Source organism: Nocardia sp. NPDC004573 (genome assembly GCF_053602135.1).
In genome coordinates, this window is sequence record NZ_JBSGDA010000018.1 from 105,433 (window position 1) to 131,919 (window position 26,487).

Genomic DNA, 26,487 nt, shown 5'->3' on the forward strand with positions numbered 1-26,487 from the left:
TGTTGCCCGAGACCCGGGCCTCTGTTCTAATCGAACTCGAGTTACCGTCAATGTTGACGGTTCTGGAGCGGAGGACACATGCTGCCAGCCGGGATGGACCCGAGGACGCCGGTGCTCGTCGGCGCCGGGCAGGTCGTGCACCGACCGGGTGAGCCGGGCTTGCCCGGTCCGGTCGAACTCGCCGCCGAGTCCCTGCGCCGGGCGGGCGCCGACAGCGGCGTCGGCGACCGGCTGCTGCGGTCGGCCGATCTGATCGCCGCCGTCGCCCCGGTCAGCCGCCCATACGGCGACTTGGGTGCGCTCGTCGCAGCCGACCTCGGCGTCACCCCGAGAAGGACCGTGCAGTCGGTGCGTTTCGGCGGTGACGCGCCGCAGCGGCTAGTCAACAGCGTCGCCCAGGCCATCGCCGACGGCCGCTCGGACGTCGCCCTGCTCACCGGGGCCGAAGCGGTGTACTCGGGGACGGCGGCCGCGCGGACCGGCACGGCGGTGGACTGGCCCGATCAACCCGAGGACGTGGGCCCCGACGAGATCATCGGCTCCGATCGCGGCCCGAACTCGGATATGGAGACCGCCGCGGGCCTGTGGGGCCCTGTGTACTTCTACGCGCTCATGGAAACGGCGCTGCGCCGCAGACTCGGGTCGAGCGCGGCCGCGCACAACGAGCGGATCGGTGCCTTGTGGTCGCGGCTGTCGGAGATCGCTGCGCGCAACCCGTACGCGTGGCAGCCCACCGCGCAGTCCGCCGCCGACCTCGTGACGCCCGCGCCCGCCAACCGGATGGTGTCGACGCCGTACCCGAAACTGATGGTCGCGAACCTGACCGTCGATCTGGGAGCCGGGCTCATCCTGTGCAGCGCGGCGGCCGCCGACGCCGCCGGTGTGCCACGGGACCACTGGGTGTTCCCGCACGCGGGCGCCACCGCGACCGACGAGTGGTTCGTCTCCGAGCGCGCGGACATGTCCCGCTCGCCCGCCATCGCCGCCGCGGGCAAAGCGGCGCTCGGTGCGGCGGGCATCGCGATCGACGACGTCGCGCACATCGACCTCTACTCGTGCTTCCCGATCGCGGTGCAGATCGCGGCGGAGGAACTCGGCCTGCCGATCGATGATCCGGCCCGGCCGCTGTCGGTCACCGGCGGCCTGACCTTCGCGGGCGGGCCGGGCAACAACTACACGACGCACTCGATCGCGACGCTGTCCGGCATCCTGCGCGCGGAACCCGACGCCTACGGCCTGGTGACGGCGCTCGGTTGGTACAGCACCAAGCACGGCGTCGGCGTGTACTCGGCCGAGCCGCCCGAGCGGCTGTTCCGTGCGAGCGAGGCGGAAGTGCCCGCGGCGCGGCGCGAACCGGCGCCCGGGTACACCGGGCCCGGCACGGTCGAGTCCTACACCGTGGCCTACCGCAAGGGCCCCGCGCCCGACCGCGCCGACGAGCCGGAAGCCGTTGTGGTGAGCGCGTTGACGCCCGCGGGGACCCGCATACTGGTCCGGGCGTCGGATGCCGACACCCTCGCGGCGTTCACCGCGGGCGACCCGCTCGGCGCGGACGCCGAGCTCGCCGCGGACACGTTCACCCTGCTCACCGAGAGGAGTGCCCGATGAACGACTCGGTCCTGATCGAGCGGCGCGACGCCGTCACCGTGCTGACGGTCGACCGTCCCCAGGCGCGCAACGCGATCGACCTGGCCACCGCCCAGGCCATCGAGGCCGCCGTCGACGAGTTCGAAGCGGACGCTTCCGCGCGCGTGCTGGTGCTCACCGGGGCGGGCGGAACCTTCAGCGCGGGTATGGATCTCGTCGCCGCGTCGAAGGGCGAGATGCCGATGACGCCGCGCCGAGGGCCGCTCGGCATCACGGCGAAGCCCCCGGTGAAGCCGATGATCTCCGCGGTCGAGGGCTTCGCGCTGGCCGGTGGTTTCGAGCTTGCCCTGGCAGGCGATCTCATCGTCGCGGCACGCGACGCGCAGTTCGGCATCCCCGAGGTCAAACGCGGTCTGGTGGCCGCGGGCGGTGGCGTGTTGCGCTTGACCCAGCGGTTGCCGCGCAGCATCGTCGCCGAACTCGCGCTCACCGGCGGGCGGATCGGCGCCGAGCGGCTCTACCAGCTGGGTCTGGTCAATCGGGTCACCGATCCCGGTGCGGCGCTGTCGGTGGCGCTCGAACTCGCGGCCGAGATCGTCGCCGCCGCACCGCTGGCGGTGGCCGCGAGCAAGCGCATCATCGACGAGTCGCCGGATTGGCCGGTCGCGGAGGCGTTCGCGAAGCAAGGCGAGATCGCCCTGCCCGCGTTGATCTCCAAGGACGCCGCCGAAGGCGCGCTGGCGTTCGCGCAGAAGCGCGAGCCGCAGTGGCAGGGTCGCTGAGGGGCGGGCCGGGACACGTCCGGCAGCCGCAGGCGCAGCGCAGGGAGCGGATGCGCACGCGGTTGCTGGACGCGGCGGTGGAAAGCTTGGTGGAAGTCGGTTACGCGGGCACCACCACGCTCGAGGTGCAGAAGCGGGCGGGCGTGCCGCGCGGGACGTTGCAGCACCATTTCCCCACCAGGGCCGACCTGCTCGCCGGCGCTGTCGAGCACGTGGCGCGTCGCCGATTCGACCAGCTGACAAGCGAATTCCAAGCCATTCCGGACGACGCGGACCGGTTGGAGACGGCCGTCGAGCTGACCATGCGGATGCTCAGCGGCCCGTCGTTCTGGGCGGCGCTGGAGATGTGGGTGGGCGCGCGGACCGATCCGGAGCTGCGGGCGGCGTTCCTTCCGTTGGAGGTCCGCCTGTTCGAGGTGATGCACACCAGCATTCGCGACAGCTTCCGGCGCGAGTTCCCCGACGACCCCCGGGTGCCGACCATCACCGAGTTCACCATCGAGATCATGACCGGCCAGGCCCTGCGCGTGTTGCTCACCGGCGACATGTCCCGGAACCGGATTCTGCGGCATCGGTGGGGCAACGCCGTGCGCGTCCTGCTCGGCACGGCGGGCTCGGACACCTTGCTCGACCCGCCCGCGGGCCGCGACGGGCAGACGCCTACCGCCGACGGGTGATCGTCTCCAGCAGGACCTGTGCGCAGCCCGCCGGGTCGTCGAAGAACGGCGTGTGCCCGCTGCCGTGCAGCGTGACGTGCTCGGCGTCGGGCAAAACGCTGCGTGCCTTGCGGCTCTGCGTCGCGTAGGTGAGCAGGATGTCGCGGCTGCCCCAGGCGATCGTCACCGGAATGTCGGCCAGCGCACGGATTTCGAGCGGCCGGACGTCGGTGAACGAGGCGATCGCCTCGTCGAAGCCGGCCGCGTCCGCCGCCCCGAGTGCGGTGTCCACCGCCACCTTCGCATCCAGTGCCCATGGTTTGCCGAAGACCAGCGAGAGGAAGACGGTCCGGCCCGCGGCGGTGCCGAGGACGGACGGAAGGGCGGGACGCAGCTTGCGCGCCAGCGCCCGCGACTTGCCCAGCGACTGCTGGCACCACACCCGGCCCGCGGTGTCCCAGAACCCGATCGGCGAGTAAGCGGTCACCGAGCGGGCCAGCCCGCGGGCGCCCAGCTCGAGTGTGATCAGCCCGCCCATCGAGTTGCCCGCGAGATGCGGTTGTTCGATCCCTTGCGCGGCGAGGAATTCGGCGAGCGCCTCGGTGAGATTGGGTACCGTGTTGTGCGCGAGAGGGTGCGTCGTTCCGCCGAAGCCGGGCAGGTCGACCGCGATCACCTCGTACGACGCGGCCAATGTGTCGATGATCGGCTCCCACACCTGCCATCGGCTTCCGACCCCGTGGACGAGCACGAGCGGCTCGCCCGCGCCGACGCGGTGGTGGTGCAACGTCGTCATGTGCCAACCCTAACAGCAGTCACCTGTCGTCAGTTGGGATCGCGGACCGTGTGGCGAGGGCTGGCGCCGAGTTGCGTGTTGTCGGTAGGATAATTGGTATGGCAACGCGTAAGGTCACCCTTTCGCTGGACGAAGCCGCCTGGTCGTACGCCGAACAGGCGGCAGCTCGCGCGGGAATGTCGCCGTCGGCTTGGATATCGAAAGCGGCGCGCCGGGAGGCCGTGCGCACCGGGGTCGGTCCGGTGTCGGATGTGACCGCCGAGGCCGCCGCGGACGCGGCCGAGCTGGCGGCCGCCGAGGAGGAGATGCGTGCGTCGGGGTGAACTGTGGACCTACAACCCGCATGGTTCGCCGCGTCGCCGAACGGTGGTGCTCATCAGCAGTGACGGCATCAACGAATCGCCGCGCCCCTGGCTGATCGCGGCCGAGGTGATCGAGGACGATCCGCAGGACATCCTCGCGGTTCCGGTAGAGGAACACGGCTGGGTGCACGCCGGGAACATCGGGCGCATCTTCCGCGGTTGGCTGGCCGAGCGGGTGGATGTGGTGGACACCGACACCCTGGAACGGCTCGACACCGCGCTGCGTGCGGCGATGGATCTCTGATTCCGGGCGTTGTGCGGCAACGTGACTCGCGTAGGTCACCGCGGACGACTACCGCTGGACGGCACACGGCATTATGGTGGCCACGCCACCGACAGTGGTCAGTCGAGGAAGAGGAGTCAGGTGCGGATCTGCATGATCGCCGCGGCGCTGATCGCGCTGCCGGTGCTCGCGGCATGCGGCAGTGACGAAGAGACGGCGGCGCCCACGGTGACGCAGGCCGATCTCGCCAAGTCGTTGCAGGACAAGGGCCTCAAGAACAAAGAGCTGGCCGACTGCGCCGCGAAGGTGTTCGTCGACCAGGGGATCTCGCAGGACGGACTGCGGATCATGATCAGCGACGAATACGACACCAAGGCTCCCAACCAGGAAACACTGGGGATGAGCAAGGAGGACGCGGACAAGGCGCGCTCGGCCAGTGGTCGCATCGCCAGCGAATGCATGTCGGCGGCCCAGCCTCGGTGAGAAATGGGCGGTCGCCGTCGCGGTGCGGCGGCTGCCGATTCGCGTAGCGAGGCGGTGCGCCAGACCGTACGCTGACGCTACGTCGACACGGGTGTCGACCCGGAAGCCGAGGATCCGACCGTGTCACAGCCGCCTTTTCCGACCTCGCCGAGCTCGGTCGGAACACCGGCCCCGCCACCGATCACCCCGTCCGGTCGCTGGTTCGCGCTGGGTGGCGCGCTGATCGCCCTCGGCATCATCGGCGGGATCGCGCTCGGCGGCTTCGGTTTCCTGCAGACCTCGGCCCGGATCGACGACTTCCAGCGGGTGAAGGTGCCCGGCTCCGGCGTCGTGAACTTGTCGGAATCCGGCGGATACACGGTGTACGTCGAGTACTCCGGGGCGTCGTCCCGGGGCACTCCCGGCACGGTCAACCTGCGGGTGCTCGACCCGGACGGCAAACATGTGGAGTTGCAGAAGTACGACGCGACCATCACCTATTCCTTCGGCGGGCACGAGGGACGGGCCGGATTCTCGTTCGAGGCCGCGAAGCCGGGCGCCTATCGCGTGACCACGGCCGGTAGCTCCCAAGTGACGGTAGCCGTCGGCCAAGGTCTCGGCTCGTCGTTCGCCGGCGCCCTCCTCGGCGCGCTCGCCTTGGGTTTCGGTGGCGTGGCGCTCGGTGTACTCGTGATCGTGCTGGTGGCGGTCAAGCGAAGCGCGGACAAGCGCGATGCCGCGGCGGGACGGTCTTCGGGTCGTCCGCTCGAATACTGAGCTGCGCGCGGACGCGTGTGCGATCCGTCCGGCTCACAGTGCGACGGTAAGCTCGATCAGCGCGCTCGACCCCGCTTCCAACCCCTCCGCGACCCGGATCGCCTTCTTCATCGGCAGCACGTAGGTCGCCCGCGATTTGTCCGGGAACAGCGACGTGGACCAGCTGCTGTCGCCTACGACCACATGCACCCGCACCGCGCCGAAGCCGCCGGACCGATGCGCGTAGCGCTCCTCGATGTCATCGGCCACGTCCTCGGGCAGCGAGACGAAATGCCAGGCGGCGTCCCCCTTGTGCTCCCACACTTCCGCCGTGAACGAGTACCGCGAACCACTCACGCCGCGACTGTAGCGGTGGGCACCGACAGCGATCCCGCCTCGGCAGCTGAAGTACTTACGACCATCCAGGACGGCGTCGGTCCGTCACGCACTCCACGCCATTGTCCGACGTGCGCAGGCCGATCGACCTGTCCGCGTCCTCTCGGATCCACGCGACGACGGGCGGGCGTTCGACCTCACCCGGGAGGCGCGAGTCCAGCAGCAACGGCCGGAAACCACGGATCGCGGAGTAATCGACCTGGTGATGTACCCCCAAACGTATTTCCGGACCGGTCAGGCGGTCCGGGACGGATCACGTCGGGCCAGGATTCCGATCGCGCTGCGTGCAACCCGTGAGCGACCGGACGGGGTGCGCGATCGTGGGCTGATGACGACCACCGAGGCCCAATCCACCACCGATGCCGAACTGGATGCGATCTTCGGCCCGATCTTCGACCGGATCGCCCAGGGCGCCGTGGCGCGGGAGATCGATCGCACCCTGCCCTACGACGAGGTCGGCGAGTTGCGCGCGGCGAAATTCGGCGCGCTGCGCGTTCCGGTCGAGTTCGGCGGGTACGGCGTCACCGTCCGGCAGCTGTTCCGGTTGCTCATCGAACTCGCCGCCGCCGAATCGAACTTGCCGCAGGCGCTGCGGGTGCACTTCTCGTTCGTCGAGGATCAACTGCTGGCCGAGCATGGGCCGGAGCGGGACCGCTGGTTGCGCGCGGTGGCCGAAGGCATCCTGGTGGGCAACGCGATCACCGAACCGGGCGTCGGCGCGGTGGACCGCTACCGCACTACGCTGACCGAGGACGGCGGGCGTTGGCTGCTCAACGGCGTGAAGTACTACAGCACGGGGTCGCTCTACGCGGACTACATCCTGGCCGCCGCCGACCGGAACGGTGAGCGGGTGGGGGTCCTGGTGGACGCGAACGCCGACGGAGTGCGTCAGCACGACGACTGGGACGGCTTCGGTCAGCGGTTGACGGCCAGCGGCACCACGGAATTCACCGACGTGGTGGTGACCGAGGATCGGATTCTCGGTCCCGGCTACGGTGCGCCCGGCCCCACCTACGCGACTTCCTACCTGCAACTGGTCCAGCTCTCGGTGCTCGCGGGCATCGCCAAGCGCGCCGAACGCGACATCCGGGCATGGGTCGCCGCGCGCACCAGGGGCTACACGCATTCCGCCGCCGATCTGCCGCGCCATGACCCGCTGGTGCAGCAGGTGATCGGGCGCCTTTCGGCGGCCGCGTTCGCCGCCGAAGCCAGTGTGCTCGCCGTCGCCGACGTGCTCGACGGGGTGCTGGCCGGCGGCGCGAAGGAGGAGAGCGCCCTGGTCGCGGCCGAACTCGCGGCGGCTCGGGCGCAGCTGGCGGTCATCGACCTGGTGCTGCCCGCGACCTCGCTGCTGTTCGAGGTGGGCGGCGCTTCGGTGGTGTCCGAACAGCTGCGGTTGGATCGGCACTGGCGCAACGCCCGCACCATCTCGGTGCACAACCCGGCGATCCAGAAGGCGCGCGCGATCGGTGATCACCTGCTCAACGGCGCCGACCTGCCGTTCGCGTGGAGCGCGGGCGAACGCACCCAGGCCCCCGGAGCCGCGCGGTGACCCGCCGGACCTGCCCGGACGGCGCCGGAGCCCTCGTGGCCCGGCGCCGTCCGGCTTTCCGGCCGACGACTCAGGTCGCGGCGAGGAATATCTCGGCCAACGCTTCCAACCCAGCTCGGTCGATTTCATCGAAGCGCTCGGGCAACGGACTATCGAGATCGAATACTCCGATCAGCACGTCGTTCCGGACCAGCGGAACGACTATTTCCGAACGCGTGTCGGCGTCGCACGCGATGTGCCCGTCGAATGCGTGTACGTCGGGCACGAGCTGGGTTGCCCTGGTCCGCGCCGCGGTGCCGCACACGCCTTTCCCAACGCGATGCGCACGCACGCGGGCCGGCCTTGGAACGGGCCGACGACCAGTTCGCGGCCGTCGTAGAAATAGAAACCCACCCAATTCACATTCGGCAGCGCGTGGAATACCAGCGCGGCGAGATTGGCGGCGTTGGCGATGCGGTCGGTCTCGCCCGCGACCAGCGCTTCGGCCTGGGCGGCCAGCTGGCGATACTGCTCGGTACGGTCTCCGGTGAGTTCGGCGACGACGAACGACATGGCCCGAATGGTACGCGCTGGGAATTCGCTGTCTGCCCATTGATTCTCGATGATCGCAACACTCCGCGACCACCGTGCGGCCATCGCATCATCCCTGCATGACTTCGCAGCAATCCGTTTCCCGTTCCACTCGTTCGGCCGCGGTTATCGGTGCCGGACAGACCGGCGTCACTGCGGCGCTAGGACTTCTCGACGCCGGTTTCGACGTCACCCTCTACAGCGAGCGCGATCAGCGCGCTCTGCGCGACGACGTGCCCGCCACCGGTACCGCCCTCGAATTCGGTGAGACCCAGCAGGCCGAGGCCGCGCTCGGATTGGACGGTTACACCGCGCGAGCGCCCCGGCACACCGGCTTGAGCGTGCGCATCGCGGGACCCGGCCCAGAGCGTCCCGAGTTGATCCAATTCGATGGTCATTTCGACGGATACGTCGGCGTCGCGGTGGACACCCGGCTCAAGGCCGACGAGCGGCTCACCGCGTTCCTGGAGCGCGGCGGCCGCTTCGTGGTCGAACCGGTGACGCCGGAGACACTCGACGGCATCGCCGCCGCCAACGACCTCACCTTGGTCGCGACCGGCCGTGGCGGGCTGTCGGACCTGTTCCCCGTCGACCCGCAGCGCACCCCCTACGACGCGCCGCAGCGCTCGCTGCTCACCGTCGTCGTGACCGGACTCGGCCACGACGAGAACGTCTTCGCCCATCGCAGCGTCGCGGGCGGCGCGCACAGCGGTTTCTCCATCCTCGCCGACCAGGGTGAAGGGTGGTGGGGCCCGTACCTGCACAAGGACGCGGGGCCGAGCTGGGCGTTCCTCGGCTGGGCGCGTCCCGGCAGCGATTGGGAGAAGCGTTTCGCCGCGGCGGACTCCGCGGAGTCGGCGCACCGGATCGTGCAGGACCTCTACCGCGACTACATCGACTGGGACCTGCCGGAGGTGCTGGCCACCAAGACCATCCCCGAGGACCCGCACTCGTGGCTGAAGGGCGCGGTGCGCCCGGTCGTGCGGTCGGGTGTCGGGCGCACGGCGGGCGGGCATGTGGTCGCCGCCCTGGGTGACACCGCCATCGCCTACGACCCGATCGCCGGGCAGGGCGCGCAGAGCGGCCTGATCCAGGCGCAGCGGCTGGTCGCGGCGGCCGCCGTGCACGAAGGACCGTTCGACGAGGCGTGGATCGCGAAGCAATACGCAGCGTTCCTGGCCGCGCGCGCCGACGCGGCGAACAAGGTGACCAGGCTGTTCCTGAGCGATCCCGAGCTGGCCGAGGTCGGCAACGCGTTCTTCGCCGCGGCGGCCGTCGACCCGGCGTTCGCTTCGGCGCTGGTCGGTCTGCTGCACCGGCCGCAGCCGTTGCTGCCGGTCGACTCGCCGGAAGCGGTCAACGAGTTCATCACGCGGGTCACCGGCGAGGACGCCGCCGCGTTGCTGGGCCGTTTCGCCCCGGCGGGCGAGTTCGCCAGGTCGAACTACTCGCCGGCCCTCGCCGACGCCTGATCCGAATCGCGCAGATTCAAAACCTCGTCCCGTCCGGGGGCCGGTGCTGGAGTGGAAGGAGGCCGGACGCACGCGTGGCGTCCGGCCTCCGATCCGACGGCTACCCCCGATAACCATGGAGCAGCTATGACCACGGAGCAGATCGCCGAGCAGATCCGATTCGCCTACTGGGTGCCCAACGTCAGCGGGGGACTGGTCACCAGCGACATCGAACAGCGCACCGGCTGGGACTTCGAATACAACAAGAAGCTCGCGCAGACCGCGGAGAACAACGGCTTCGACTATGCCCTCTCCCAGGTGCGCTACACCGCCTCCTACGGCGCGGAGTACCAGCACGAATCCACCTCGTTCAGTCTCGCGCTGCTGGGTGCGACCGAACGGCTGAAGGTCATCGCGGCGGTGCATCCCGGGCTGTGGCATCCGGCGGTGCTGGCGAAGTTCGGCGCCACCGCCGACCACCTGTCCAATGGCCGGTTCGCCATCAACGTCGTCTCCGGCTGGTTCGCCGGTGAGTTCACCGCGCTCGGCGAGCCGTGGCTCGAGCACGACGAACGCTACCGCCGCAGCGCGGAATTCCTCGAGGTGATCCGCAAGATCTGGACCGAGGACAACGTGAACTACGGCGGCGATTTCTACCGCATCCGGGATTTCACCTTGAAGCCGAAGCCGCTGAACACCCCCGAGCGGCCGAATCCCGAACTCTTTCAGGGCGGCAACTCGACCGCAGCCCGGCGCAACGGCGGCCGCTACGCCGACTGGTATTTCTCTAACGGCAAGGACTTCGACGGCGTCACCGAACAGCTCGACGACCTGCGCGCCGTCGCCCGCGCCAACGATCGCGAGGTCAAGTTCGGGCTCAACGGCTTCATCATCGCCCGCGACACCGAGAAGGAAGCTCGCGACACCCTGCGCGAGATCATCGAGAAGGCGAACAAGCCAGCGGTGGAAGGTTTCCGCGACGCGGTGCAGCAGGCCGGCGCGTCCACCCAGGACCGCAAGGGCATGTGGGCCGACTCGACGTTCGAGGACCTGGTGCAGTACAACGACGGTTTCCGCACCCAGCTGATCGGCACGCCGGAGCAGGTGGCCGAGCGGATCGTCGCCTACAAGCAGCTCGGCGTCGACCTGATCCTCGGCGGCTTCCTGCACTTCCAGGAGGAGATCGAGTACTTCGGCGCGAAGGTGCTCCCGCTGGTGCGCGAGCTGGAAGCCGCGCAGCGGCCTGTCGCGGCGGTGAACTGATGACCGCGGTCGCCGCCGATCGCATTCTGTCGGCGGCCCAGGCGTTCGCGGTCGCGCAGGGGCTCGCGGCCGACTTCGCGTCGGGTGCCGCGGAGCGCGACCGGGATCGGGTGCTGCCGTACCCGGAGGTCGATCGGCTGGCGGCCAGCGGTTTGCTCGCGGTCACCGTCCCCGCGGCATACGGCGGCGCGGACCTGCCGCCGAGCGTGGTCGCGGAAGTGACCCGGATTCTCGCCACGGCCGATCCCAACATCGCGCAGATCCCGCACAGCCACTTCGTCTATGTGAACCTGCTGCGGCTCGCGGGTACGCCGCAGCAGCAGGAGCGGTACTTCGGACGGGTGCTCGACGGTGGGCGCATCGCCAACGCGCAGTCGGAGCGAGGCGGCGCGACCGTCGCCGAGATCGCGACCACGTTGCGGCCGGTCGGCGACCGGTTCCGGGTGGACGGCGTGAAGTACTACTGCACCGGATCGCTGTTCGCCGACCTGTTCGCGGTGCTGACCCGGCTGGACGATCCCGAGGAACGCAGCGGTCTCGAGCCCGGGGAGTACATCGCCTACCTGCCCGCGAACACGCCGGGCGTGCAGGTCGTGGACGACTGGAACGGCCTCGGGCAGCGCACCACCGGCAGCGGAACGGTTTCCTTCGACGAGGTGCTGGTCGACCGTGACCAGGTGATTCCCCGCTCTGGCGCGGTGCGCGCGCCCACCGGCTACGGCGCATTCGCACAGCTGCTACACGCCGCCATCGACACCGGCATCGCCCGGGGTGCGCTGAGCGCGGCCACCAATTTCGTGCGCACGCAAAGCCGTCCGTGGTTCGAGGCGGGGGTGGCGAACGCGGTGGACGATCCGCTGCTGATCCAGCGCTTCGGCGAGCTGTCCGTCGCGGTGACCGCCGCGGAGGCGACGCTCTCGTCGGCCGGATGGGCGGTGGACGCGGCCACCAGGATCGATCCGAGCGCCGCGAACATCGCCCAGGCGTCGCTGGCCGTCGCGACCGCCAAGGTCCTCGCCGATCGCGCCGCCAACGACGTGTCCGCCGCGCTGTTCGAGGTCAGCGGAACGCGCAGTGCCGCAGCGGATCTCAACCTGCACCACTTCTGGCGCAACGCGCGCACGCACACCCTGCACGATCCCGTGCGCTGGAAATACCAGCACATCGGCAGGGCCCTGCTGCACGATGCCGCGCCGCCGCTGCACGGTGTGATCTGAAAGGAGACGAGATGACAGTCGCTGTCGTCGTCGGCAATCCGAAACCCGCCTCCCGCACCCTGACCGCCGCCACCTTGGTCGCCAAGGGACTGCGGCCGGAAGTGGAACCCACCGTGATCGACTTGGTCGAGTTCGGTCCCGGTCTGCTCAGCTGGGGTGATCCGGCCGTGGCCGAGGCGGTGCGCACCGTGGCGGGCGCGGAACTCGTGGTCTTCGCCAGCCCGACCTTCAAGGCCACCTATACGGGGTTGCTGAAACTGTTCCTCGAACAGTTCGAGGGCGGAACCGGGTTGGCAGGCGTGCTCGCGGTCCCGGTGATGCTCGGCGCGGGACCGGCCCACGCCCTCGCGCCCGACCTGTTGCTCAAGCCCGTGCTCGTCGAAATCGGGGCCACCGCCGCGTTGCCCGGGCTCTACCTGTCCGATCGCACATTCGCCGAAGACGGCGTCATCGACCGGTACAGTGGTCGGTGGCGTTCGGTCGCCCAGGCACTGGCCCACAGCTCGAAGGCTGCGAATCATGCATGACCTGTTCGAATTCCCCGCCGACGGAGCCGGTCTGCGTCGCGCGTTCGCCAATTTCCCCAGCGGTGTCGTCGCGGTGTGCGCCGAGATCGAGGGCGTGCCGCACGGTCTCGCGGTGAGCACCTTCGTTCCCGTCTCGCTGGATCCGCCGCTGGTCTCGTTCTGCGTGCAGAACTCCTCGGCCACCTGGCCCAAGCTCGCCGCCGCGAGCCACCTCGGCCTCAGCCTGCTCGGCACCGACCAGCAGGCCGCCGCTCGCTCCCTCGGCACCCGCGACGGCGACCGCTTCCGCGACATCCAGCTGCACCGCGGCTCCGGCGACGCCGTGTTCATCGACGGCGCCTCCGCCTGGATCGAGGGCGTCCAGGAAGCGCATGTCCCCGCGGGCGATCACGCCGTAGTCATCCTCCGCATCCACCGCATCGCCACCCGCACCGACGTCGACCCGCTGGTCTTCCACGGCAGCAAGTTCCGCCGGTTGCACGCCGAACCGGCGAACGGGGCGGCCTGACGGGGTTCGGTCACCAGAACGCCGCGCGGTCCGTCGGTCGGATAATTCGGCGCGCGCCCTCGCATGACCGACATCGACCGCGCGCCGCAAGTCGCTGGTTGACCGACCGATCGAGTAAAATGTCATTCCCGTACCAGCCGGGCGTGCGGTTCGGCAGACACGCACGAAGTCCCGCCGCAGCTGCCTCCGGGAGTGGGCGCGACACGATGTCGTCGTCGACCGCCATGTCCTTGATCGGGTCGCGAACGAGTTCACCGATGCCCCCGTAGAGCCGCCCAACTTGCCCAACGGGGTGCTGACCTACTCGTTCGGCTGATCGGGAAGTGCTGTGGGAGACTCGGACGTCTCCTACGGAAAGGTTCGGCCATGACGCTCGGGATGGTTCTCGGTGATTTCCCGCGCACTTCGGCGCGGGCGTAGATAGACGACCTACTGATTCCTGTGCGCTGGTCGCACAGGTCTTTCGCGACTCCGCGTCGAAGTGCTCGTCGTGCCCCTGCACGTTCGATCACGAGGAGTACGCGGTGTTCACCGTTTCCTGGACCGAGGACGACACCTGCCCAACCGCACGTTGGCATTCCGAGAATGGTGCGTTGCCACCTGATTCCATCGTCGTGGTGGACGACAGGACGACCGCTGACGCGGCCTGTCGGATAGCGCGAGCAGGAACCGGCCTGCTGTGGCGCGGTGATTTCCACAATGCGCGGCAGCTGCTGCGCGCGATGGGACGGCGGGTCGAGCGGAAAGCTCCGCTGGGTGACGATCCGGCCGAAGCGTTCCGGCGCTATCGCGCGTCGCGTCGTCGGCGCGCGCAGGTACTCGGCAAGTTGCTCGTGTTGCTGGAAGACGATTATTCGCTGGCGTTGCGCCGCGCCCCCGACGTGCGGCGTGCGTGCACCGAGGCGTATGGCGCGCCACGCGGGCGCACCGTGCTGGCGCTGACCGAGTTGCTCGGCGTGCTGGGTGCGGCGCAGTGGCGGGAGAAGGGCGTGTACGTGCCCGCCCTCGGCGACCGCATTCATCCGCACTATGGCGTGTTCTCCCCGGTCCGCGGCGAATACGTCGACCTCGTCGCGACCGCGCCGCTGCCCGCGCGAGCCGAGACGGCGTTCGATCTCGGCACGGGCACCGGCGTGCTCGCCGCGATCCTGGACCGTCGTGGAATCCGGCGAATTACCGCGACAGACAACAGTCTTCGTGCGCTGACCTGCGCTCGCGCCAACCTCGACCGGCTGGGCATGTCAACGGTCGACGTGCGCGGCCCGGCTCTCTTCCCGGACGGCAAGGCCGACCTCGTCGTGTGCAACCCACCATGGCTCCCCGGCACCCCGACCTCCGCACTGGAAAACGGCGTCTACGACGAGAACTCCGCCATGCTGCACGCCTTCCTCTCCGGTCTCCGCGCCCACTTGCGCCCCGGCGGCGAAGGATGGCTGATCCTCTCCGACCTTCCCGAGCGCCTCGGCCTGCGCCCCCACGGTGAACTCCTCGAGCACATCACAGCCGCCGGACTCCACATCACCGCTCAACTGACCACCCACCCCACCCACCGCCGAGCCCACAACCCCACCTTCCCCCTCCATTACGCCCGCGCCTGCGAAACCACCTCCCTCTACCGCCTGGCACCTCGTTGAGTGGCACATGACGGAGAGGTCACTCGCGCTTCGCCTCCGTCATGTGCCACTCGAATAGATCGGGCATCGGCTGGTGGATACGTCACCGGGCGGGGCCGCTGTGCCTTGTGATACCCGGACTTACTTCTCCAGCTTCTCCAGCATCCAACTGCCGAGGGCGTCCATGTCGTCAGCGGGGACGGCGCGCGTGTAGTGCAGCGGTGGGGTTATCCAGCGGAGCCGACGCCATCCACTGGCCGGACGGATGACCCAACCACCGTATTCACGGCGAGCGTGCCACTGGTCCTCGCCGGTGTAGCCGGGCGCGCGGGAGACATCCCGAAACCGGTAGTAAAGGTTGAAGCGCAGCCGGAACCACCGACTCGACCACGTGGCAGGGCCACTACTGACAAACGCCACCTTCACCGGGGTCAACCTAGCACGGGATTATGACGGGAGTGGTCTCCTTGCGGACCTCGTCGGTCCCGGTGTCCCAGGTAGCCCGCATGAAGATCTTGCCCTGCCACATGCCAGGCACGCAGTCCAACGCCATCGTGGCGACGTGAAGAGTGGGGTTCGGGATTTGGGTGGCCACGACGTGGTCACCCTTTGGCTTCGGATTGCTGGTGCCCGAGCGATGCCACAGCTGCAACTCGATGCGGAATTCGATCGGGGCGCGGTCGCATTTCACTGTTCCGCCTACGACGACGGCCTTGTGCAGCAGGTAGGGCTCCTTGTTGAAGGCGAACCCGCAGGTGCCGCCAGCTGCCTGCGCAACCGGCGCGGTAGTGAGCGTCTGCCTGCCGAGCAATGCGGCGCTGACAGCGACAACCATGACGGCTGCGCGAATCACGTTGTATCTCATGGATATCCTCCCTTATCTACTACTCCCGCACCCCACGGGAGAGATCAGAACCGCCCCTTGCGGCGGGTACTCAGTACTCCCGTGACGTATCGGGCCTCATCCGGCCCGCCCGGATCAGGGTTTGCCGTGCTGCCGCCTTACGTGAGCACTCGTCTGCGCGGCACCCGCGATGCCGTTGCATTGTCATGTGCGCCTCGTGGATACCGAGATCGCGATCCTGCGGTAATCCCGCAGCCTGCAACGTGTTTCGGAGCCGCTGCTCGACGATGCGCGTCTTGGCGGCCCCGCGGTCGGCGGGAACCTGCCACCACATCGAGGCCGCGACTACTGGCACCATCACCACGAGCCCGGCACCGAGCCCGATCACCAAGGTGACCCACCCGTTCACTCGGCATCACCCTCATACAGTTCCGGTGTGCCGAAAGTGGGACCAACGACAGTGAATTCGTCGCCCGGTGTGCCGTACTCGTCGACCAAAGCCCATGTCCGTGACTTGTCCACAGCCATCCACAGCGCGCCGTCTTTGCGGGCGATGGCGAGTTCGGCGGCGTCGTCGGCTGAGAAAATGGCGCGTACGGCTTCGAGTTCGGTCGAGGGCCGAGGTTCCATGTCGCTCCTCCGGGAATTGCACATTGCCATGGAGTTCCGGACGGAAGTGGCCACGCCGCGTACCGCGGTGACCTCGTCTGACAGGGGCGCGGGCATGTGACGTTCGTCCGCGATCACAACGGCCGCTGCGCGGTGCTGTGGATTCACTCGAGTGAGCAGGTGCCGGGGTCGGGGTCGATCGTCGCCGGGGGTGAGCATTTCGACGAGCGTGAAGCCTCGGTCGGCCAGCTCGTGGATCGTCGTAGCATCTTGCGGAGGGTCTGCTGTCAGATCTTTCCGCAGGAACCCGATTGCCTTTGCCGTCATACCGTCCTCGCTGCTGGCTGCGTTGGTGTGCACCCGGCGCCGGGGCTCCTGCCATCGACTGACGGGTCAGTGCTGCCGATGGACTGGCATCACCCGGCGTCGGGTACCTACCAGCACTTTCCAGCGGAAATGCGGGCAATTGAATCCACGTGACTACTACGGAACATCTACGCTGGCGGTCACGGACGGACGCACAGATGGGCCAGATCAGATGATCGTGACCAAGTGGACGGGGGTCGAGGTTCGTGCATTGCGCACCGCGGCGCTGCGTGTCAGTCAGCTGGAATTCGCTGAGACCCTGGGGTTCACCGTCGCGGCGGTGCGCAAGTGGGAAGGTCGGCGACAGACCATAGAGCTGTCAGGCAAGTACGCCGCGGCCATGGACACCATGCTCGACCGACTCACCGATTCTGAGCGGGCGCGGTTCGAAGCTGCATTGATGCCGGGGTCACGACCAACTCACATGCGGACGGTGGCCGACACCTTCGAGTCGCCAACGGATATCGCGCGGCGGGTCCAGGGACTTTCCGAACTCGACGCGGACGGCAGTGTGATCGACGTCCTGTCGCTGGCAGTTGATGACATTGTCGACCGCTACGAGCTGGAGGGGCCGCGCCGATTGGCCCCGGAAGTGGTGTCGGCGCGCCACCAAGTCGAAGTGATGCTCGGGCAGCGCCGTCACCCCGCTCAACTTCGCATGCTTTACTCGATCGCCGCCCGCCTGTCGGGTGTGCTCGGCTACATGGCGGTCAACCGCGGGCGATTCGGGCACGCCCGGATGTACTGCCGCGAGGCGTTCGCCATCGGCGAGCTGCTCGGCGACACCGACCTGCAGGCGTGGGTGAAGGGCACCGAGAGTTTCTGTGCTTACTACCAAGGCGATTACGCGGCTGCGGTCCGGGCCGCCTATGAGGGATTGGACCTAGCCAACGCTGGGCCGCAATCCATTCGCCTGTACTCGAACGGATTGGCGCGCGCGCTCGGCAAAGTCGGGGACTCGGCTGGTGTCGCTGCGGCGATCGACGCGGCAACCACCACTGCGGCGACGTTCGACACGGGACCGGGACTCACGCCCGCATTGACCTTCGAGGCATACGGCGAGGCGCGGCTGATGGCGAACGCAGCCACCGCATTCCTCTCTGCAGGGGAGTATCAGCGCTGTCTGGACTACGGCCAGCAGGTCGAAGACCTGGTCGCCGAGTCCGATTCGGTATGGAGCCGGTCTCTGGTGCGGCTCGACATGGCTGCGGCAATGCTCGGCGCCGGTCATCGTGACGTCGAGCGCGCTGTTCGCCTGGGAATCGAGGCGCTCGAAGCGTCCCGCGACCGGCCGATCCGCTCGGTCTGGCAGCGGGCACACGAACTCGGCGCGATCATCGGCGCGAGCCCGGCCCGCGGCTCCGGCGAGTACCTCGGCTTCTTGCAGGAGTGGTCGTCTTCCGCGCGAAATTTCTCTGCGCCGGACGGGTAGGGGCTCAGCCGAGCGGGATCACGGCACACTCGGTCCAGCAATACCGGCGGCCGTCGCGGCGCAGCTCGACGAGATCGACCTTGTTCACGCGCACGCTGACCGGCGGCAGATCTCGCAGCGCGGCCACCTCGGCGATCAGCGCCGCAGCGTTCTGGGGGCGGTTGATGTAGCCGATTCCGAGGTGCGGCCGGAACTCGGTCGTCTCGGCGATGCGGCTCGTCGGCCGGTGCACGGCGGTCGCCTCGCGAACGGCACGATGCAGCCTGAACAAGTTGTCCCATGGGGCGACCGAGAATCGCAGCGCGCTACGGGAGCCGGTGAGCGGCCCGACCTCGACGTCGAACGGCGCGATGTCGACCAGCCGTGAACGCGCTGCGGCGGTGATACCCGCGAGCTGTTCGCCGGAGACATCGCCGACCTTGCCGACGTTCAGCAGTGTCATGTGCAGGGCGTCGAGCGGAACCGGGTCGATCCCGTCGTCGGCGAGAGTTTTCTGGCATCTCTCGGCGAGATCGGTCAGCGCCGGATCATCGAAGGTGAGGTACCAGTAGTAGCCGGACTGCCCGGGCGCCCATGACTTCAGGGTCCAGTGGTCATACAGATCCCCGAGCTGACGGAACGCCGTCCAATCGTTGGAACGAATGGCCGAAGGGTCGGACGCAGATGCGGGTTGCAGCAGCGGGAATGGACGCTTGGTGGGAACCACGCCGTGAGTGTACGGATCAACGAGCGACCATATCCGGCAACAAATCCGCCTGACCCGGACTGTTTCGCCCGATTCGACCGCACACCACCGCAAAAGTGCGTTGGGCACAGCTTGGATGCGGTCCCCTACTCGCCTGACGGTCGCAAACGAAAACCCGCCCTGGGCAGGGCGGGTTTTTCGGTGGAGCCGATGACGGGAATCGAACCCGCGCTGTCTGCTTGGGAAGCAGAAGTTCTACCATTGAACTACATCGGCAGAGGCGGATGTGCCAACCGAGACTGTAGCAGAAGCCGCGCGTGGGGTGGGAAAAGTCCAGCTAGAAGCCGTTGACCTGGGGTAATGATCCCCGTGCGGTCGGGCGGCGACTCGGTCTTCGGAGTTCGCGTCGCTTCCTGTCCGGTTGATCGCCATCGTGTCGAGCTGTCGGCTCGGCCGGCCGCGTCGGTCGACAGGGATGTCGTCAGATCTCATCCGACTCCGCACGCTGAATGCGGCCTATTTCGCTCCAGAGGTCGATGAAGCCTCGACATCGCCGGGTCCCGTGCTGGAAAGGTCGTCGGGAGACGTGGTCGACTCTCGCTCGGAACGCACCAAGTACCGGTACACCGTCAGGCAGAGGATGAGCCAGAGTGCGCCGAAGCACCAGCCGGCGAGGACATCCGTGGTCCAGTGGACGCCGAGGTAGATACGGGACAGGCCGACCGTGAGGACGAACAGTGCGGCGGCGACGGCGGTGCACGCGCGGAGGGCGGGGCCGTGCACGCTGGGCAGCGCGACCACCAGGACGATGCCGACCACGACGAACGAGCCCATGCTGTGCCCGGAGGGATAGGCCTGGTTGGAGACGCTGATCAGGTGGTCCTCGACGGGCGGGCGGTCCCGGTCGGTCAGGCGCTTGCCGCCGCGAACGAGTAAGCCGCCGCCGAGCCCGGTGATCGCGACGAGCGCCGCCGACGTCCAGCGCCGCCGCCAGGTCAGCACCAGACAGGTCGCGGTGGCCAGGGCGGTCATGGCGAGCGTTCCGCCCAGGACGCTGATCACCACCGCGGCCGGGGTCAGCGCGTCGACACGGTGCGCGACGGCCCAGTCGGCGATGCCGCGATCGACGCCACCGGGGCCGCGATTCCCGACCACTCCTGCGGTGAGAGCTGCGGCGCACACCACCAGCAATGCGGTGAGTACCCCGAGAGCGTTGCGAATGCGAGGGGAGGTCACCATTCCACGTTGCCATCTTCGGCGCTGGAGGGTAGCCCGGGTGGTTCCCAGCTGGGACGGGAGCGCCGGGCGACGCCATTCAGAACTTGCTGTAGCCGCCGTCGATCAGGAGGGTGTCGCCGGTGTGGTAGGCGCTGGTGGGGCTGGCGAGGTAGACGGCGACGGATTCGAAATCGCTCGGCATGCCCCAGCGGCGAACCGGGATCCTCGGGTGGACCCGTTCGCGGAAACGGTCCCAGGCGAAGGCCCCTTCGATCGAGCCCTCGGTCATGGTGCATCCCTTCGATTGCGGGCGGCGCCGCCCGAATGAATGCGAGGATATCATTCTCTCCATATCACTGTGCGGCGGAGGAGTCCCGGCGAGCAGGCGCTACGCTCGTCGCGTGCTGCTTTCCGATCGTGACATCCGCGCGGAGATCGCCGCTGGGCGTCTCGGGGTCGAGCCGCTGGTGGAGAACCTCATCCAGCCGTCGAGCATCGACGTGCGCCTGGACCGGATGTTCCGGGTGTTCAACAACACCCGCTACACCCACATCGATCCCGCGCAGCGGCAGGACGAACTCACCAGCCTGGTGGAGCCGGCCGAAGGCGAGCCGTTCGTCCTGCATCCCGGCGAGTTCGTGCTGGGCTCCACCCTCGAAGTGTGCACCCTGCCGGACGACCTGGCCGGGCGGTTGGAGGGCAAGTCGAGCCTGGGCCGACTGGGTCTGCTGACCCACTCGACGGCGGGTTTCATCGATCCCGGCTTCAGCGGGCACATCACGCTCGAGCTGTCCAACGTGGCCAATCTGCCGATCACGCTGTGGCCGGGCATGAAAATCGGCCAACTGTGCCTGCTCAGGCTGACCAGCCCGGCCGAGCATCCCTACGGCAGCGCCGTGGCGGGCTCGAAGTATCAGGGCCAGCGCGGACCCACGCCGTCGCGCTCCTACCTCAACTTCCCGATTCCGGCTGCCGCGCTCGACGCCGCCGAATCACGCTGACGTCGCCGGGTCCGCTTCGTCGACTGTGGGGGAGAAGCGGACCCGGCGGACGGCAGCGGGGATCTGACCGCGGAGGTGATCAGTCCCCGCCGCCCGCTCCCACCGCGAGCGCCGTAGTGAGGATGACGGACAGCGGAGGAAGCGTGTCACCGCGGCTCGGCGGGCTGACCCAGAAGCACCCTTCCCGGGTCCAGCGACCGAGACCGGTCGGCAACATCACGGCGCTGCCGACGGCGGGCAGGCCGATATCCAGCCGATTGAGCACCTCGAGCACCTGTGGTCCCGGTCGACTGTCGGGCTCGGCGAGGAAACTCCATCGGATCTGCCTGGCCAACATGGGACCCCTCGTTCCCTGCTGTTCCAGTGCGGCGCGCACCTTTTCGGCACGCGCGGTAGGCAGGTGGACGACGCAAACGCGGCCGGTGATCGGCAGCATGGCGAAACCGCCACGCTCGGTGACCGGCAGTCCGAACTCGTGCCGATAGAACGCCACCCAATCGTCCACGGTTCTGAGCTTCTCGACATTCACGGCGAACTCCTTGCCTTCCGACTCAATGGTCCCGGCTCATGCCGTGATTCGGTATCGCCCGCCTGCCCGCCTTCCGCTGTCCTTCCGCTGCCTTTGATGCAGAACACATTTCACCTGTGGCCCTGCTCACAAAGCGCTCGTACTCTGGAAGGGGTTCGTTCGGAAGGGATGGCACCGTGGTCAGGCATTGGTCAGGCAAAGAGGCCCGCGCCCTTCGCGATGCCAAGCGGATGAGTATCAGGGAATTCGCGGCCCATCTGGGTGTGCACGAACGCTTGGTGTCGAAGTGGGAAGCCGGGGGCGTCCGGGTTCATCCACGACCGATCAACCAGGCCGCTCTGGACACCTCCCTGGCCAGATCCGACGACGTGGTGCGGGCCCGGTTCGCGGCCTTGATCGATCAGCCCGCGAGCGATCGAGCCGTCCCGCCGGGATTCGACGCGCGCGCCGACGCCTCGGCCCGCGTTCATTATTCGAGCGACGCCGACCTTTTGGCTCTCATAGACGCCGGTGCGATGAGAGGTGTTGCGTTAGCAGCGATTTCGGAGAGGGATCTGATCATGGCGGCTGCCCACGAGGCCAGCGAGCACGCCGGCAAGGCCGAGAGCACCAATGTCGGTGCGAGCACTTTGGAACAGCTCGACGCGGATGTCGTGCGCATCGCCAACGATTACGTGCGTATTCCGCCGGTGCCGATGATGGTGGAAATGGTGCGGGTGCGCCGCCGGGTGTATCGGCTGCTGGAAGGCCATCAGCGGCCCGCCGACACGGGTCATCTGTATCTTCTGGCGGGCACGCTCTCGGGCCTGCTCGCCAACGCCAGCACCGATCTCGGCTACTACGACGCGGCGGGCGAGCAGGCCCGGGCCGCGTGGGCCTACGCGGAACTGTGCGGGCACAACGGCCTTCGCGCCTGGACGCGCGGCATGCACGCGCTGATCGAGTATTGGTCGCAGCGCCCCCGCCGGGCGGTCCAGTTGGCCCAGAGCGGGCAGGAGTTCGCCGAGTCCGCGACCGCGCAGGTGCGCCTGCTCAACATCGAGGCGCGCATCTGGTCGGCGCTGGGCAGCGGCGCGGACACCGATCGCTGTGTGCGGGCCGCCGACGACGCCCGTGAGATCGCCGCGACCGACATGCTGCACGACGAGGTGGGCGGCGTCTTCGGCTTCAACGACGCCAAGGCCAACTACTACGCCGGGGCCACCTATATCCACCTCGGTCAGGCGGAGCCCGCGCTCGGCGCCACCCAGCGCGCCATCGAGCTGTACTCCAAAGGGCCCTCCGAGCAGCGCTCTTACGGCGCGGAGGCGCTGGCCAGAGTCGATTGCGCGGTCGCCCACCTGATCAACGGCAGCCTGGACGGCGCGGCCGAGGCGCTGCAACCGGTGCTCGGGCTCGACGAGGACAAGCGCATCGCGCAGCTCGAGGAACGGTTGACAGGTGTACGCAGGAGGATCGCGGCTTCGGCCTTCCGCGACTCGGTGGAGGCGCGCCGGTTGGACGAGCGGATCGAGGAATTCTGCGGTTCCACCGCGGCCAGGAGCATCCCGCCGGGCACGGCTCACTGAGTGACGCGTCACATCCGGCCGGGGCGTGGCCGCCGTCCCGGGCGGATCGGCCCCGGCCGGGTCGGACAGGCGATTTATCCAGTTGCGACGGATGGCACCATGGGACGGGTGAGTCCCCATCATCCGCACCGCCCCCCGCGTGTTCTGGAGCAGTCCACGAAGCTGCAGAACGTCGTCTACGAGATCCGTGGACCGGTACACGCGCACGCGGCACGGCTGGAGGCCGAGGGCCACCGCATCCTCAAGCTCAATATCGGCAATCCCGCTCCCTTCGGGTTCGAGGCACCGGACGTGATCATGCGCGACATCATCGCGGCGCTGCCGTACGCCCAGGGCTACTCCGAATCCAAGGGCATCCTCTCGGCGCGGCGCGCGATCGTGACCCGCTACGAGCTCGTGCCCGGCTTTCCCGAACTCGACGTGGACGGCGTCTACCTCGGCAACGGCGTCTCCGAGCTGATCACCATCACCATGCAGGCCCTGCTGGACAACGGTGACGAAGTGCTGATCCCGGCCCCGGACTACCCGCTGTGGACCGCCATGACCAGCCTGGCCGGCGGCACTCCCGTGCACTACCTCTGTGACGAGGCCAACGGCTGGCAGCCGGATATCGCCGACATCGAAGCGAAGATCACCGACAAGACCAAAGCGCTGCTGGTGATCAACCCGAACAACCCCACCGGCGCGGTGTACTCCGCCGAAGTGCTCCAGCAGATCGCCGACCTCGCGCGCAAGCACCAGCTGTTGCTGCTCGCCGACGAGATCTACGACAAGATCCTCTACGACGACGCCAAGCACATCTCGCTGGCCACCGTGGCGCCCGACCTGTTGTGCCTGACCTTCAACGGGTTGTCCAAGGCCTACCGGGTGGCCGGCTATCGCTCGGGCTGGCTGGCGATCACCGGCCCGAAGGAGCACGCGGCCGGATTCCTGGAGGGCATCGACCTGCTCGCCTCCTCGCGGTTGTGTCCGAACGTGCCCGCGCAGCACGCGATTCAGGTCGCCCTCGGCGGTCATCAGAGCATCGAGGATCTCATCCTGCCCGGCGGCAGGTTGCTCGAACAGCGCGATGTCGCCTGGGAGCGGTTGAACACGATTCCCGGAGTGTCGTGTGTGAAGCCGAAGGGCGCGCTGTACGCGTTCCCGAAGCTGGACCCGAACGTGTACGAGATCTACGACGACTCGAAACTGATCCTGGATCTGCTGCTGCAGGAGAAGATCCTGATGGTGCAGGGCACCGGCTTCAACTGGCCGCACCACGACCATCTCCGGATCGTCACGCTGCCCTGGGCCCGGGATCTCGCGGTCGCGATCGAACGCTTCGGCAACTTCCTCGCCAGCTATCGCCAATAGTGGGAAGGGCGGTGGTTGTCAATATAATCGCCCCGCTTCCGGCCCGGAAACAAACTCGATGTACGGATACCTGTCGGATTTGGCGACTAGCTAGCGCAAAAGAAGTACTTTTGTGTACAGTGGTCCTCGGCACTTAGAGTGCCTGGTCGGATTGCCTACCCCCCCTGGGCATATCCGGCCTCGGGTTAGGCCGCCTACCCCCCTGGGCCGCCTGCCCTGCGGGCGGCGGAGACATCCCCCTGCTCTCCGCCGCCCCCTCTAATCCCGTTCTTTGTGCGATCGGATCGCTCTGACCGTGTATTCGCAGTGTTCGGCAACCGCCGCGCCGGTCTTGAAAATGAAATCCTTTAGGCTCGCTCCGGGCAGAACCACATCTGACAGGTAGGAGCGCGGTGAGCGACCACCACCATCACCACGATCATTCGGGACCGATCGCGATCGGCGCGACCGCGGCGCGCGTGGTCATCGGGCTACTCACCGTGATCGGGGTCGTCGTTGTCATCGGCGCGATCGCGCTGTGGCCCAGCAAGCAGCACATCGACATCCCGCTGCCGATGCAGAACGCGGGCGGCGGCGCGGTGCAGACCGAGGCGGGCACCGTGGTGCTGCAGGACATCGGACCGTGCGGCAGCCCGTCGCTGGGCAAGGTATTCGTCGACCAACCCGAGCCGCCACGCAGCACCGCCTACACCTGTCAGCGCAGCCTGATCGCGATCGAATCCGGGCCGCACAAGGGCAACCGCACGTTGCTGGAGATCGCCCCCGGCCCAGGGCAGCCCGACCTGCGCGCCGGTGACGAACTGCGCCTCGTCCGCCAGACCGATCCGAGCGGGACGCCGCTGTACTCGTTCGAGGACTACTCGCGCGGACTGCCGCTCACGCTGATCGTCGTGGCTTTCGTGGTGGTGATCATCGCGGTGGCGCGCTGGCGCGGCGTCCGCGCGCTGCTCGGCTTGGTGTTCGCTTTCGCGGTGCTGGTGTTGTTCCTGCTGCCCGCGCTGCTGGACGGGAAACCGGCCATCCCGGTCGCCCTGGTCGCGGGCTCGCTCATTCTCTACGCGGTGCTGTATCTGGCGCACGGGGTGAACCTGCGCACCAGTTCGGCGCTGCTCGGCACGCTGACCTCGATGCTGCTGGCCGCCGCATTGTCCTGGCTCACGATCGAGCTCACCGATCTCACCGGGCTTTCGGAGGAACAGAACACGAACGTCGCGACCTACCTCGAGCACGTCAGCATCACCGGCCTGCTGCTGGCCGGGTTCATCATCGGTTCGCTGGGTGTGCTCAACGACGTCACGATCACCCAGGCATCGGCCGCGTTCGAGCTGGCCGCACTCGACGAATCGGCGTCCCGCCGGGAGGTTTTCGCCGCCGCCATGCGTGTCGGCCGCGACCACATCGCCAGCACCGTCTACACCCTGGTGTTGGCCTACGCCGGTGGAGCGCTGCCGCTGCTGCTGTTGTTCAGTGTGGCGGGCCGGTCCATCCGCGACGTGCTGACCGGCGACGCGGTGGCGATCGAGATCGCGCGCTCGGCGGTCGGCGGCATCGCGCTGGCGCTCTCGGTGCCGTTGACCACCGGCATCGCGGTGCTGCTGGCCCGGCCCTTCAAGACCAAGGAACCCAGTCCGCCTCCGCCCACGCGCCGAGCCCGGCACGCCAGGGTCTGAATCGCACCCGGCCCCCGGCCAGTCGGCGTTTCGTTCGCCCTGGTCATCGGGCGTGGATCCCAGCAGGCCCGGCCTGAATACGAACGCGTCGATGTCGTCGTCGCGCTGGGGCAATCCAAGCGACCCGCATGTCATGTGCGGTCGGGCCGTGTCAGCGGCTGAACGGTGTGTCGCGTCACTTCGTCCGCGTGCAGCCCGGCACATCGAGTCGGGAACTACGAGTGCCCGCGCTCGTGTGGACCCACCGGCGCGGTTCGGGCCTGCCGCCTCGTCACGAGTTGTGCGGCGTGGTCGTCTCGTGCTCGGGTGGAGTCCGCGGCGCGTTCGCGCCTGAGTTATCCGCGTCTCGCCCGGGTCCGGCGCGTTGGACGAGTGCGACCCGCGTGGAGCCTGCCGCGTTGGACGAGTGCGACCCGCGTGGAGCCTGCCGCGTTGGACGAGTGCGACCCGCGTGGAGCCTGCCGCGTTGGACGAGTGCGACCCGCGTGGAG

Annotated in this window: 29 protein-coding genes and 1 tRNA gene; 19 read left to right on the forward strand and 11 right to left on the reverse strand. The window is 68.2% G+C overall.

Annotated elements, in window-relative coordinates; all coding sequences use genetic code 11:
* Positions 1-78 precede the first annotated feature (78 nt).
* The 3 genes from ACWEKR_RS25265 to ACWEKR_RS25275 are packed head-to-tail and all read left to right on the forward strand — an operon-like array spanning position 79 to position 3,046.
* Positions 79-1,608: an acetyl-CoA acetyltransferase gene (locus tag ACWEKR_RS25265; protein WP_452356568.1), complete on the forward strand. Its 1,530-nt coding sequence runs from the start codon at positions 79-81 to the stop codon at positions 1,606-1,608.
* Positions 1,605-2,369, forward strand: coding sequence for a crotonase/enoyl-CoA hydratase family protein (locus tag ACWEKR_RS25270; protein ID WP_452356569.1), 765 nt, complete (start codon positions 1,605-1,607; stop codon positions 2,367-2,369). Before ACWEKR_RS25265 ends, ACWEKR_RS25270 begins: the two co-directional genes overlap by 4 nt.
* Before the next feature lie 50 nt (positions 2,370-2,419).
* Entirely contained in the window at positions 2,420-3,046 is a 627-nt protein-coding gene (locus ACWEKR_RS25275) for a TetR/AcrR family transcriptional regulator (protein WP_452356570.1), read from the forward strand.
* On the opposite strand, the gene ACWEKR_RS25280 is transcribed toward ACWEKR_RS25275, so the two are convergent.
* Positions 3,030-3,821 (reverse strand): alpha/beta fold hydrolase, encoded by a 792-nt coding sequence (locus tag ACWEKR_RS25280; protein WP_452356571.1) that lies wholly within the window; start codon positions 3,819-3,821, stop codon positions 3,030-3,032. The genes ACWEKR_RS25275 and ACWEKR_RS25280 overlap by 17 nt on opposite strands.
* A gap of 98 nt (positions 3,822-3,919) precedes the next feature.
* Here ACWEKR_RS25280 and ACWEKR_RS25285 point away from each other — a divergent pair, with 98 nt between their 5' ends.
* From ACWEKR_RS25285 to ACWEKR_RS25300, 4 genes are all read left to right on the forward strand, one after another.
* Complete coding sequence (locus ACWEKR_RS25285) at positions 3,920-4,144, forward strand: hypothetical protein (RefSeq protein WP_159846189.1); 225 nt, start codon at positions 3,920-3,922, stop codon at positions 4,142-4,144.
* Positions 4,131-4,427 carry a hypothetical protein gene (locus ACWEKR_RS25290; protein WP_159846186.1) on the forward strand — a complete coding sequence of 99 codons (297 nt, stop codon included), beginning with the start codon at positions 4,131-4,133 and terminating at the stop codon, positions 4,425-4,427. Before ACWEKR_RS25285 ends, ACWEKR_RS25290 begins: the two co-directional genes overlap by 14 nt.
* Positions 4,428-4,559: 132 nt before the next feature.
* Positions 4,560-4,889 carry a hypothetical protein gene (locus ACWEKR_RS25295; protein WP_228829302.1) on the forward strand — a complete coding sequence of 110 codons (330 nt, stop codon included), beginning with the start codon at positions 4,560-4,562 and terminating at the stop codon, positions 4,887-4,889.
* A 120-nt stretch (positions 4,890-5,009) separates the two neighbouring features.
* The gene (locus ACWEKR_RS25300; RefSeq protein WP_452356572.1) at positions 5,010-5,645 is read left to right on the forward strand and encodes a hypothetical protein; all 636 of its coding nucleotides are present in this window, start codon (positions 5,010-5,012) and stop codon (positions 5,643-5,645) included.
* Positions 5,646-5,678: 33 nt separating this feature from the next.
* Here ACWEKR_RS25300 and ACWEKR_RS25305 read toward each other — a convergent pair whose 3' ends face one another.
* Complete coding sequence (locus ACWEKR_RS25305) at positions 5,679-5,981, reverse strand: DUF1905 domain-containing protein (RefSeq protein WP_452356573.1); 303 nt, start codon at positions 5,979-5,981, stop codon at positions 5,679-5,681.
* A gap of 367 nt (positions 5,982-6,348) precedes the next feature.
* Between ACWEKR_RS25305 and ACWEKR_RS25310 the strand changes: the two genes are divergently transcribed.
* Positions 6,349-7,572 carry an acyl-CoA dehydrogenase family protein gene (locus ACWEKR_RS25310; protein WP_452356574.1) on the forward strand — a complete coding sequence of 408 codons (1,224 nt, stop codon included), beginning with the start codon at positions 6,349-6,351 and terminating at the stop codon, positions 7,570-7,572.
* Positions 7,573-7,642: 70 nt separating this feature from the next.
* Here ACWEKR_RS25310 and ACWEKR_RS25315 read toward each other — a convergent pair whose 3' ends face one another.
* A complete protein-coding gene (locus tag ACWEKR_RS25315) occupies positions 7,643-8,164 on the reverse strand; it encodes a GAF domain-containing protein (protein WP_452356575.1) in 522 nt (173 codons plus the stop codon).
* A gap of 58 nt (positions 8,165-8,222) precedes the next feature.
* On the opposite strand from ACWEKR_RS25315, the gene ACWEKR_RS25320 reads away from it, so the two are divergent.
* From ACWEKR_RS25320 to ACWEKR_RS25345, 6 genes are all read left to right on the forward strand, one after another.
* Positions 8,223-9,614, forward strand: coding sequence for a styrene monooxygenase/indole monooxygenase family protein (locus ACWEKR_RS25320; protein WP_452356576.1), 1,392 nt, complete (start codon positions 8,223-8,225; stop codon positions 9,612-9,614).
* Positions 9,615-9,740: 126 nt separating this feature from the next.
* On the forward strand, positions 9,741-10,856 hold the full coding sequence (gene sfnG / locus ACWEKR_RS25325; RefSeq protein ID WP_452356577.1) for a dimethylsulfone monooxygenase SfnG: 1,116 nt from the start codon (positions 9,741-9,743) through the stop codon (positions 10,854-10,856).
* A complete protein-coding gene (locus tag ACWEKR_RS25330; RefSeq protein ID WP_195084384.1) occupies positions 10,856-12,073 on the forward strand; it encodes an SfnB family sulfur acquisition oxidoreductase in 1,218 nt (405 codons plus the stop codon). Before sfnG ends, ACWEKR_RS25330 begins: the two co-directional genes overlap by 1 nt.
* Before the next feature lie 11 nt (positions 12,074-12,084).
* The gene (locus ACWEKR_RS25335; protein WP_195084383.1) at positions 12,085-12,600 is read left to right on the forward strand and encodes an NADPH-dependent FMN reductase; all 516 of its coding nucleotides are present in this window, start codon (positions 12,085-12,087) and stop codon (positions 12,598-12,600) included.
* Positions 12,593-13,108: a flavin reductase family protein gene (locus tag ACWEKR_RS25340; protein ID WP_195084382.1), complete on the forward strand. Its 516-nt coding sequence runs from the start codon at positions 12,593-12,595 to the stop codon at positions 13,106-13,108. The genes ACWEKR_RS25335 and ACWEKR_RS25340 overlap by 8 nt, the downstream gene beginning before the upstream one ends.
* A gap of 524 nt (positions 13,109-13,632) precedes the next feature.
* On the forward strand, positions 13,633-14,742 hold the full coding sequence (locus tag ACWEKR_RS25345) for a methyltransferase (RefSeq protein WP_452356578.1): 1,110 nt from the start codon (positions 13,633-13,635) through the stop codon (positions 14,740-14,742).
* A gap of 120 nt (positions 14,743-14,862) precedes the next feature.
* Here ACWEKR_RS25345 and ACWEKR_RS25350 read toward each other — a convergent pair whose 3' ends face one another.
* The 3 genes from ACWEKR_RS25350 to ACWEKR_RS25360 all read right to left on the reverse strand — a co-directional run bounded on the left by ACWEKR_RS25350 (position 14,863) and on the right by ACWEKR_RS25360 (position 16,534).
* A complete protein-coding gene (locus ACWEKR_RS25350; protein ID WP_452356579.1) occupies positions 14,863-15,147 on the reverse strand; it encodes a hypothetical protein in 285 nt (94 codons plus the stop codon).
* A 10-nt stretch (positions 15,148-15,157) separates the two neighbouring features.
* Positions 15,158-15,586, reverse strand: a complete 429-nt coding sequence (locus ACWEKR_RS25355) for a hypothetical protein (protein ID WP_452356580.1) — start codon at positions 15,584-15,586, stop codon at positions 15,158-15,160.
* Positions 15,587-15,970: 384 nt separating this feature from the next.
* The gene (locus ACWEKR_RS25360) at positions 15,971-16,534 is read right to left on the reverse strand and encodes a hypothetical protein (RefSeq protein ID WP_452356581.1); all 564 of its coding nucleotides are present in this window, start codon (positions 16,532-16,534) and stop codon (positions 15,971-15,973) included.
* Positions 16,535-16,712: 178 nt separating this feature from the next.
* On the opposite strand from ACWEKR_RS25360, the gene ACWEKR_RS25365 reads away from it, so the two are divergent.
* Positions 16,713-17,972 (forward strand): helix-turn-helix domain-containing protein, encoded by a 1,260-nt coding sequence (locus tag ACWEKR_RS25365; protein WP_452356582.1) that lies wholly within the window; start codon positions 16,713-16,715, stop codon positions 17,970-17,972.
* A 4-nt stretch (positions 17,973-17,976) separates the two neighbouring features.
* Here ACWEKR_RS25365 and ACWEKR_RS25370 read toward each other — a convergent pair whose 3' ends face one another.
* The 4 genes from ACWEKR_RS25370 to ACWEKR_RS25385 all read right to left on the reverse strand — a co-directional run bounded on the left by ACWEKR_RS25370 (position 17,977) and on the right by ACWEKR_RS25385 (position 20,164).
* The gene (locus ACWEKR_RS25370; RefSeq protein WP_452356583.1) at positions 17,977-18,678 is read right to left on the reverse strand and encodes a 2'-5' RNA ligase family protein; all 702 of its coding nucleotides are present in this window, start codon (positions 18,676-18,678) and stop codon (positions 17,977-17,979) included.
* A 181-nt stretch (positions 18,679-18,859) separates the two neighbouring features.
* A tRNA-Gly gene (locus ACWEKR_RS25375) sits at positions 18,860-18,933 on the reverse strand.
* Between the two features lie 240 nt (positions 18,934-19,173).
* Positions 19,174-19,893, reverse strand: a complete 720-nt coding sequence (locus ACWEKR_RS25380) for a phosphatase PAP2 family protein (protein ID WP_452356584.1) — start codon at positions 19,891-19,893, stop codon at positions 19,174-19,176.
* A gap of 79 nt (positions 19,894-19,972) precedes the next feature.
* Entirely contained in the window at positions 19,973-20,164 is a 192-nt protein-coding gene (locus tag ACWEKR_RS25385) for an SDR family oxidoreductase (RefSeq protein ID WP_452356585.1), read from the reverse strand.
* 112 nt (positions 20,165-20,276) lie between these two features.
* On the opposite strand from ACWEKR_RS25385, the gene dcd reads away from it, so the two are divergent.
* Positions 20,277-20,876 (forward strand): dCTP deaminase, encoded by a 600-nt coding sequence (dcd, locus tag ACWEKR_RS25390; protein WP_195084373.1) that lies wholly within the window; start codon positions 20,277-20,279, stop codon positions 20,874-20,876.
* Positions 20,877-20,955: 79 nt separating this feature from the next.
* Here the strand turns inward: dcd and ACWEKR_RS25395 are convergent, their stop codons facing one another.
* Positions 20,956-21,405, reverse strand: coding sequence for a hypothetical protein (locus tag ACWEKR_RS25395; protein WP_063016495.1), 450 nt, complete (start codon positions 21,403-21,405; stop codon positions 20,956-20,958).
* Between the two features lie 230 nt (positions 21,406-21,635).
* Here ACWEKR_RS25395 and ACWEKR_RS25400 point away from each other — a divergent pair, with 230 nt between their 5' ends.
* The 3 genes from ACWEKR_RS25400 to ACWEKR_RS25410 all read left to right on the forward strand — a co-directional run bounded on the left by ACWEKR_RS25400 (position 21,636) and on the right by ACWEKR_RS25410 (position 25,996).
* Positions 21,636-22,973: a helix-turn-helix domain-containing protein gene (locus ACWEKR_RS25400; protein ID WP_452356586.1), complete on the forward strand. Its 1,338-nt coding sequence runs from the start codon at positions 21,636-21,638 to the stop codon at positions 22,971-22,973.
* 99 nt (positions 22,974-23,072) lie between these two features.
* Positions 23,073-24,326: a pyridoxal phosphate-dependent aminotransferase gene (locus ACWEKR_RS25405; protein WP_159846116.1), complete on the forward strand. Its 1,254-nt coding sequence runs from the start codon at positions 23,073-23,075 to the stop codon at positions 24,324-24,326.
* A gap of 392 nt (positions 24,327-24,718) precedes the next feature.
* A complete protein-coding gene (locus ACWEKR_RS25410) occupies positions 24,719-25,996 on the forward strand; it encodes a YibE/F family protein (RefSeq protein WP_452356587.1) in 1,278 nt (425 codons plus the stop codon).
* Positions 25,997-26,487: the final 491 nt, after the last annotated feature.